At 67.2% G+C, this 8,638-nt stretch carries 6 protein-coding genes and 1 pseudogene; 2 read left to right on the top strand and 5 right to left on the bottom strand.

What is annotated here, in order from left to right; translation table 11 throughout:
* Window positions 1–344 precede the first annotated feature (344 nt).
* Window positions 345–1,262: an acyl-ACP desaturase gene (locus AWC02_RS08510; RefSeq protein WP_085128344.1), complete on the top strand. Its 918-nt coding sequence runs from the start codon at window positions 345–347 to the stop codon at window positions 1,260–1,262.
* Here the strand turns inward: AWC02_RS08510 and AWC02_RS08515 are convergent.
* From AWC02_RS08515 to ku, 5 genes are all read right to left on the bottom strand, one after another.
* Window positions 1,259–2,218, bottom strand: coding sequence for a class I SAM-dependent methyltransferase (locus AWC02_RS08515; RefSeq protein WP_085128345.1), 960 nt, complete (start codon window positions 2,216–2,218; stop codon window positions 1,259–1,261). The genes AWC02_RS08510 and AWC02_RS08515 overlap by 4 nt on opposite strands.
* 119 nt (window positions 2,219–2,337) lie before the next feature.
* Window positions 2,338–3,561 (bottom strand): Nramp family divalent metal transporter, encoded by a 1,224-nt coding sequence (locus AWC02_RS08520; protein WP_085128346.1) that lies wholly within the window; start codon window positions 3,559–3,561, stop codon window positions 2,338–2,340.
* 66 nt (window positions 3,562–3,627) lie between these two features.
* Window positions 3,628–4,704 carry an NAD(P)H-dependent amine dehydrogenase family protein gene (locus AWC02_RS08525; RefSeq protein WP_085128347.1) on the bottom strand — a complete coding sequence of 359 codons (1,077 nt, stop codon included), beginning with the start codon at window positions 4,702–4,704 and terminating at the stop codon, window positions 3,628–3,630.
* Between the two features lie 10 nt (window positions 4,705–4,714).
* Window positions 4,715–5,506: an SDR family oxidoreductase gene (locus AWC02_RS08530; RefSeq protein WP_085128348.1), complete on the bottom strand. Its 792-nt coding sequence runs from the start codon at window positions 5,504–5,506 to the stop codon at window positions 4,715–4,717.
* A gap of 94 nt (window positions 5,507–5,600) precedes the next feature.
* Window positions 5,601–6,479 carry a non-homologous end joining protein Ku gene (gene ku, locus AWC02_RS08535; RefSeq protein ID WP_085128349.1) on the bottom strand — a complete coding sequence of 293 codons (879 nt, stop codon included), beginning with the start codon at window positions 6,477–6,479 and terminating at the stop codon, window positions 5,601–5,603.
* 62 nt (window positions 6,480–6,541) lie between these two features.
* Between ku and AWC02_RS08540 the strand changes: the two are divergent.
* Window positions 6,542–8,575: pseudogene (locus AWC02_RS08540) on the top strand (ATP-dependent DNA ligase); the annotation flags it as partial.
* Between the last annotated feature and the right edge of the window lie 63 nt (window positions 8,576–8,638).

Here is an 8,638-nt window from a genome sequence, read left to right on the forward strand (position 1 = left end):
ACGGTTGGCCCATAGGGCGTCGGCGCCACCCGCGATTTTTGCTCTGGTGCAGTACCAGAGCCCCGTCCACGACGCCGCCGTGAGCGTCGCGCGCCGTTTCAAGTGTGAGGCGGACCGCCCGCAGGTGGTTCGACCGCCCGCGGTGCGGGCGCGCCGCGGGCGCCGCGGAGCGCGGGAAAGGTTGCCGCTGGCGTGAAAAGTGGTCACCGAGAGCGTCAAAGCGTGGACGTTTGTGGTTGACAGGTGCCGAGCCTATGTTTACCGTGGGCCTTAACCTACGGAACCGTAGGTTGGGCTGGGGGGCCAACTGAGGGCCACAGTTCTTTAGGGAGGGGACTAGAAGCATGGTGAACGTCCAGACGGAGCTGCTGCACGAACTGGAGCCGATCGTCGAGCAGAACCTCAACCGCCACCTCGAAGCGGCCAAGCCGTGGTTGCCGCACGATTACGTGCCGTGGAGCCGGGGGCGCGATTTCGCCTTCCTCGGCGGACAGGACTGGGTTCCCGAAGACTCGCCCTTGGACCCGGTCGCCAAAGCCGCATTGCTGGTTAACTTGCTGACCGAGGACAACCTGCCGTCGTACCACCGGGAGATTGCCACCACCTTCGGTCGCGACGGGGCCTGGGGTAGCTGGGTGGGCCAGTGGACCGCTGAGGAGGGCCGTCACAGCATCGCGCTGCGCGACTACCTCATCGTCACCCGCGGGATCGACCCGGTGAATCTGGAGAACATGCGGATGCGCCACACCATCGCCGGCTACGACTCTGGCGGCAAGAACATGCTGCAGGTGCTGGCCTACGTGTCGATCCAGGAACTCGCCACGCGGGTCTCGCACCGAAACACCGGCAAAGCCTCCGGGTGTCCTATCGCCGACCAGTTGCTGGCCCGGGTCGCCCTGGACGAGAACCTGCACATGATCTTCTACCGCAACCTGCTGCAGGCAGCCTTCGACATCGCCCCGGACGACACCATGTGTGCGATCCGTGACGAGGTGCTCGGCTTCGCGATGCCCGGGATGAACATGCCCGGCTTCCAGGAGAACGCCGTCATGATCGCCAAGGCCGGTATCTACGACCTGCGCATCCACCACGACGAAGTCGTGCAGCCGGTGTTGCGATTCTGGAAGGTCGATGAGCGCAACGATTTCGGCGAGGCGGGGGAGCAGGCGCGTGAGCAGATCGCCGGCTACATGAAGATGGTCGACGAACGTGCCACCTACTACGAGGAGAAGGCGAAGGCGCGCGAGGGGGTTTCCGCCTAGGCGGGCTCTGCACCCTGCTTGATCGCGCCCTGCTTGATCGAGGTGTAGTAGGTGGTGTCGGCCATCGTCACCGCCCCGGCATCGCGCTCCGGCGTGGGACGCCGGTACTGCGCCAACAGGTCGGCCAGGCTTTGGCCGGTCGATGCCCAGCCCAAGGGGGCCAGGTAGGCGGCGACGTCGTGGCGGTCGCCTTCATACCCGAGTTCGGAGAACTCCAGGTCGAAGCCGTGCTCCTGCCACTTCTCGGTGGCGCTGCGCATCGTTTCGCGGGCCTGCTCCTGTTCGGCCGCGGACAGGTTCGGGATGGCCTCGGTGGCCAGTCGGCTGCCGTCGGCGCTCAGCGCGGTGAGATTGTCCAGCAGCCGGTCTTGTGCCTGCGGCGGCAGATAACCGAGCAGTCCCTCGGCGATCCATGCGGTGGGCTGGGTGCGGTCGAAACCCGCCGCGATCAATGCGGCCGGCCAGTCGTCGCGGAGATCGACCGCCACGGCGCGCCGATCCGCGGTCGGCTCGGCGCCCAGGTCTGCCATCGTCGCGGCCTTGAAATCGAGCACCGCCGGCTGGTCGATCTCGAAGATCGTCACACCGTCGGGCCAGGTCAGGCGGTAGGCGCGGGCGTCCAGGCCTGATGCCAGGATCACCAGTTGGCGAATCCCGTCCTGCGTGGCGCCGGTCAGGAACGCGTCGAAAAAGCGGGTGCGGGCGGCCATCGCGTCGGGCATCTGACCGAGCTTCCAGGCGGAGTCGTGGTCGTCGAGGTCGGTGCCCTCCAAGTCGCCGGCGGCCCACCTGGTCAGGAAGTCGACACCGACGGCGCGCACCAGTGGTTCGGCGAAGCGGTCGTCGATCAGCGGATTCTCGGCTTTGGTGGCGATGGCCCGGGCGGCCGCGACCATCGTCGCGGTGGCTCCGACGCTGGTGGCCAGGTCCCACGTGTCGTTGTCGGTTCGTGCCATGGCGTGCTCCTCGAAGTGGCTGGTGAGACTATTTAGTTAGTCTAGCAAGTAATTAGTTTGATTAACAAACATCCGGGCGTGCCTGATCGCCGCTACCGGCTGCCGCGGACCGTCGCCGGCTAATGCAGGGTCAGGTAGATCAGCGCGATGTTGAGGCTGCCGATCACCGCCGTGACGGCCCAGCCCAACGCGGAGGTGAGCTGCCCGTTGGCGTCGTCACCCATCAGGGTGCGGTCGCTTGTCGCCCGGATCAGCGGCACCAGTGCGAACGGGATGCCGAAAGACAGCACCACCTGTGAAATCACCAGCGCCCGGGTGGGCTCGAGGCCGGCGGCGAGGATTACCAGCGCCGGGATCAACGTGATCAGCCGGCGCCACAGCAGCGGGACCGACACCCGCAGCAGGCCCGCCATGATCATGGAGCCGGCATAGGCGCCCACCGAGGTCGAAGCCAGGCCAGAGGCCAGCAACCCGACCGCGAAGAACAGCGCGAACGTGGGCCCCAGGGTGTTGGCCACCGCGGCGTGCGCTCCCTCGATGGAGTCGGCGTAGTCCAGTCCGCGCAGATTGTGGGCGGCCACGACCAGCATGGCCAGGTTCAGCGAGCCGGCCACCAGCATGGCCAAGCCGACGTCCCACCGGGTCACCCGTAAAAGTCGGCGTCGTGCCGAGCCGGGCTCCGGTCGGCCGTGCCGGTCGCGGGCCAGGCCCGAGTGCAGGTACACCGCGTGGGGCATCACCGTGGCCCCCAGGATCGCGGTGGCCAACAACACGCTTTCAGCGCCGTCGAAACGGGGCATCAGGCCGGCGGCGACATCGGCCGGCGCCGGCGGGGCGACCACCAGACTGGCCAGGAATCCGATGGCGATGATGAGCAGCAGCCCGCTGGTCACCTGTTCGAACATTCGCGGTCCGCGCCGGTCGCCCACCATCAACAGCGCTATCGACACCGTCCCGGTGATCAGACCGCCGAGCACCAGCGGCAATCCGAAGATCAGGTTCAGGGCGATCGCGCCGCCCACCACCTCGGCCAGATCTGTTGCCATGGCAACCAATTCGGCCTGCAGCCAATAAGCGATGCGCACCGGCGTACTGCTGCGGGCGCCGATCACCTCCGGCAGTGAATTCCCGGTCACCAATCCGAGCTTCGCCGACAGGTACTGCACCAGGCCCGCCATGGCGTTGGCCGCGACGATGACCCACACCAGCAGGAACCCGTACTTGGCTCCGGCGCTGACATTGGCGGCGACGTTGCCCGGGTCGACGTAGGCGATGGCCGCGACGAAAGCCGGGCCGAGCAGCGCCCAGCCCGGCTTGAGTCGCACCGCGGTGTCTGCGGCCACCGGCGCCCTTTCCGTCCGACGAACAGAAAAGTCAGGGTAGCCGGAAATCCGGCGGAGCGTCCGCGCTCAGCAGGCGCGGTAGAGGCCCCTGCCGGTGATCAGTGGAAGGTCCAGGGTGGTCCGAATACCCGGCTCGGCCGCCACCACCGCCGGAATCGCGTTGACCACCCGCATCGCGGTGGCCACCAGACCCGCGTGGTTGTGGTCGCCGTTTGGGCTCGACAGACACAGGTCCAGGGCGTAGGAGGGCTCGCCGGTCACCTCGACCCGGTAGGACCCCCCGGGCTGCGCCGGCTGCGGCCACTGCGGACACAGGTCTTCGCGCAGCCGCGTGACGTGCTCGAGCACCACGGCGGCCCGGCCGTCGACCATGCCGCGCACTTCGAAGCGCAAGGCAGCGGCCGTGCCCTTCGCGATGGCGCCGGAGGCGATGGTGAAGTCCTCCGGCGCGGGCACCCGGGTGTGGGACTGCTCGACCGCGTCGAGTTGCAGCCCCAGGCCGGCCGCGAGCTGGCGCACCACCGAACCCCACGCCAGGCTCAGCACGCCGGGCTGCAGCAACATCGGTGTTTCGTCCATCGGCTTGCCGAAGCCCATCACGTCGAACATGACGGCGGCGCTGTCATAGGTGGCGTAGTCGACGATCTCCATGCAGCGGATCTGCTCGATGCTCTGGCAGGTGCCCGCCAACGCCAGGGGCAGCAGGTCGTTGGCGAATCCCGGATCGATGCCGTTGACGAACAGGCTCGAACCGCCTTGCCGCGCGGCGTCTTCGATCGGGGTGAGCATCTCCGGTGGCAGCACGTGCCACGGGTACTGTAGGAACACCGCGCTGCTGCCCACCACGTTGATTCCGGCGCTCAGGATGCGCTTGAAGTCATCGAGCGCTTCGAGGAGCCGGTTGTCGGCCAGAGCCGTGTAGACCACACAGTCGGGCTTGGCGTCGAGCACCTGCTGCAAGTCGGTGGTCGCGGTCACGCCCGTCGGCGTGCTCACCCCGGCCAACTCCGCAGCGTCTTTGCCGGCCTTGGCATCCGAGGACACCCAGACGCCGGTCAACTCGAATTCCGGGTTGATGATCAGTGCCTTGAGCGCATGGACACCGACATTGCCGGTGCCGATCTGTGCCACGCGGATGGTCATGGTCAGTTCCTCACAGGTCCGGGACGGGCAGATCGAGGTTCGGGAAGGTGAGGCCGCCGTCGACCTCGAGCACTTTGCCGGTCAGGTAACTGCCGGCCGGTGAAGCCAGGTACAACGCGGCTGCCGCGATGTCGTCGGGGTCGCCGAGCCGACGCATCGGTGTGGCCTTCTCCATCGGGGCGCGCAGCGCGTCGTTGGACGCCACGACGTCCAGCGCCGAGGTCAGGATCGATCCCGGTGCGATGCCGTTGACGCGGATCTTCGGGCACAGATCGAGTGCGGCCAGCCTGGTGTAGTGCGCCAGCGCCGCCTTGGCCGTCCCGTAGGCGGCGAACCCGCGTCCGGCCACCCGCCCCATGGTGGAGGTGATGTTGATGATCGAGCCTGTGCCGGAGTGCTCCAGGATCAGCGGCACCGCTGCGACCGTCAGCGCATGCGCCGTGACGACGTTGAAGGTGAACGCGTCCCTGAGGTCTTTGGTCGACGTGGTCAGCAGGGTGTTGGGCATCGTCCCGCCGACGTTGTTGACCACGATGTCGAGCCTGCCGAACGCCTCGATCGCCTCGCCGGCCAGCTTTGCCGTCTCTTCGGGGTGGGCCAGATCGGCGACGACGATGTGCGCACGACGCCCCGCCGCCTCGACTCGTTGCGCGACGGCCTCTAGTTCGGATTGGGTGCGCGAGGCGATGACGACATCCGCGCCCGCCTCGGCAAACGCGACCGCGATCGCAGCGCCCAGTCCTCTGCCGGCACCTGTGACCACCGCTGTTTGATTGTCAATTCGGAACTTGTCGAGTATCACCGCGCAACGCTAACAAGGATCGGCGGCGGGCTGAACCCCTTCTTTGAAACACGTTCTAATTCGACGGTTGGCGTCGCGGCGGCGGGCCCCCGGCCTAGGTGCGCGCCGTCTTCTTGGCCGCCGTCTTCTTGGCCGGTACCTTTTTGGCGGGAGCCTTCTTCGCGGGCGGTGTCTGCTCGGCGGCCGAGCGCCTCTTCACGCTGGCCTCCAGTTTGGCCAGCAGGTCGGAGACGTCCTCGGTGGCGTCCAGCTCCGCGGGATGCTCCTCGGGGGTGAAGGCTTCATCGCCTTCGAGCTTGGCCGCGATCATCTCCTGCAACTGCTCCTGGTAGGTGTCGTGGTAACGGTCGGGGTCGAAGTCGTCGGCCATCGAGTCGACCACCTGCCCGGCCATCTTGAGCTCGGCCGGCTTGATCTCGACCTTGCCGTCGAGCGACGGAAAGTCGGGATCGCGGATCTCATCCGGCCACAGCAGGGTGTGTACCACCATCACCTCGCGCTTGGAGAAGTCCTTGACCCGCAACGCCGCCAGCCGGGTCTTGTTGCGCAGCGTGAAGTGGACGATCGCCACCCGGTCGGTTTCGGCCAGCGTCTTGGCCAGCAGCACATAGGATTTGATCGACTTCGATCCGGGTTCCAGAAAATAGCTGCGGTCAAAAAGCATCGGGTCCAAATCGGCGGCCGGCACGAACTCGAGCACCGCGATCTCGTGGTCGCGTTCTTCGGGGAGGTTCGCGATGTCGTCGTCGGTGATCACCACCATGCGGCCGTCGTCGGACTCATAGGCCCGCGCGATCTCGCTGTAGTCCACGACTTCGCCGCACTCCTCGCACACCCGCCGGTAGCGGATCCGGCCGTGATCCTTGGCGTGTACCTGGCGGAACTTGATGTCGTGGTCCTCGGTGGCGCTGTAGACCTTCACCGGCACGTTGACCAGACCGAATGCGATCGAGCCCTTCCAGATGGAGCGCATGAGGCAAGTATGCCCACGCCAGAGTGCCGGTAACCGGCATTGGCACGACGTAGGTTGGCTGCATGGCCGCTGAGTCCCTCACGACACGGGTCACGCTGACCAACGCCGACAAGGTGCTCTACCCCGTGACGGGCACCACCAAGGCCGAGGTCTTCGACTACTACACCCGCATCGCCGAGGTGATGCTGCCGCACATCGCAGGACGCCCGGCGACCCGCAAACGCTGGCCCAACGGTGTCGAGCAGAGCTCCTTCTTCGAAAAGCAGCTGGCGTCCTCAGCGCCGGGCTGGCTGGCTCGCACCGACATTCAGCATCGCTCCGGCATCACCACCTATCCGGTGATCGAGGATCTCGACGGGCTGGCCTGGATCGCCCAGCAGGCCGCGCTGGAGGTTCACGTCCCGCAGTGGCGCTTCGAAGCGCAGTGGACGCACGGCGGCCGGGTGCTCAAGCCCGGCCCGGCAACGCGACTGGTCTTCGACTTGGACCCCGGCGAGGGCGTCACCATGAGTCAGCTCGCCGAGGTGGCGCGCGCCGTCCGTGAGCTGATGGCCGAGTTGAGCCTGCCCACGTTCCCCCTCACCAGCGGCAGCAAGGGAGTGCACGTCTACGCCGCCCTGGACCCGCCGGTGAGCAGCGCCGGTGCGGTGGTCTTGGCCAAACGCGTTGCGCAGCAACTTGAAAGCACGATGCCCACGCTGGTCACCGCGACCATGGCCAAGAAGCTTCGAGCCGGGAAGGTGTTCCTGGACTGGAGCCAGAACAACGCCTCCAAGACCACCATCGCCCCGTACTCGCTGCGCGGCCGCGATCACCCGACCGTTGCGGCCCCCAGAACCTGGGCGGAGCTCGACGACCCCGACCTGCGGCAGCTGCGCTATGACGAGGTGCTGCAACGCGTCGCCCGTGACGGCGATCTGCTGGCCGCCCTGGACCGCGCCCTGCCGGCCCAGGATCGGCTTGACGTCTACCGGTCCAAGCGCGATGCGCGCCGGACCCCCGAACCGGTGCCGGCCACGGCGCCGGTGCCGGGCGGCGGCAACAGCTTCGTCATCCAGGAGCACCACGCGCGCCGGCTGCATTACGACTTCCGGCTGGAGCGCGACGGCGTGCTGGTGAGTTGGGCGGTGCCCAAGAATCTTCCGGAGACGACAGCGGTCAACCATCTCGCGGTCCGCACCGAGGATCATCCCCTGGAGTACGGCAGTTTCGAAGGCACGATCCCCAAGGGCGAGTACGGTGCCGGCACGGTGCGCATCTGGGATTCGGGCACGTATGTGACCGAGAAGTTCGAGGACCCGGCCGGGGAAGGGGCCGAAAAAGGAGAGGTGATCGTCGTGCTGTCCGGCAGCCGGATCTCCGGGCGCTACGCGCTGATCCGCACCGCCGGCGACCAGTGGCTGGCGCACCGGATGAAAGACCAGCAGGCATTCACGTTCAGCGAACTGGCCCCCATGCTGGCCACGCACGGCTCGGTGACCCGGCTGGACCCGAATCAGTGGGCCTTCGAAGGCAAATGGGACGGCTACCGGCTACTGGCCGAAGCCGAGAACGGCGAGGTCCGGTTGCGTGCCCGCAGCGGCCGTGACGTCACCGCCGAGTACCCGCAACTGCCGTTTCCGGCCGAGGACCTGGCCGAACACCACGTCGTCCTCGATGGTGAACTGGTCGCGCTCGACGACCGCGGCGTCCCCAGCTTCGCCGCGATGCAGAACAGCGCCCGCGCCGCTCGCCTGGAGTTCTGGGCCTTCGACCTGCTCTATCTCGACGGCCGCCCGCTGCTTCGCGTGGCCTACCGGGATCGGCGACGCCTGTTGGAAACACTCGCCCGGGGAACAGGTCTCGTGGTCAAGGAGCTCCTGACACCCGATGGCGCCAAGGCCCTCGAGCAATCGGGCCGCCTCGGCTGGGAGGGCGTGATCGCCAAGAGATGGGATTCGCCGTATCGGCCGGGTCGCCGATCTCCGGCCTGGATCAAAGACAAGCATTGGCAGACCCAGGAGGTGGTGATCGGCGGCTGGCGGGCAGGGGAGGGCGCCCGAGGCGGCGGAATCGGATCGCTGTTGATGGGGGTGCCCGAAGCTGACCGCGCTCACTGAAATTCCCCACTGACGCTCATCGAAATTCCCCACCCGTGTGGCTCCGCCGAGAAGGGCGGG

The organism is Mycolicibacter engbaekii (assembly GCF_002101585.1).
Taxonomy (GTDB): Bacteria; Actinomycetota; Actinomycetes; order Mycobacteriales; family Mycobacteriaceae; genus Mycobacterium; species Mycobacterium engbaekii.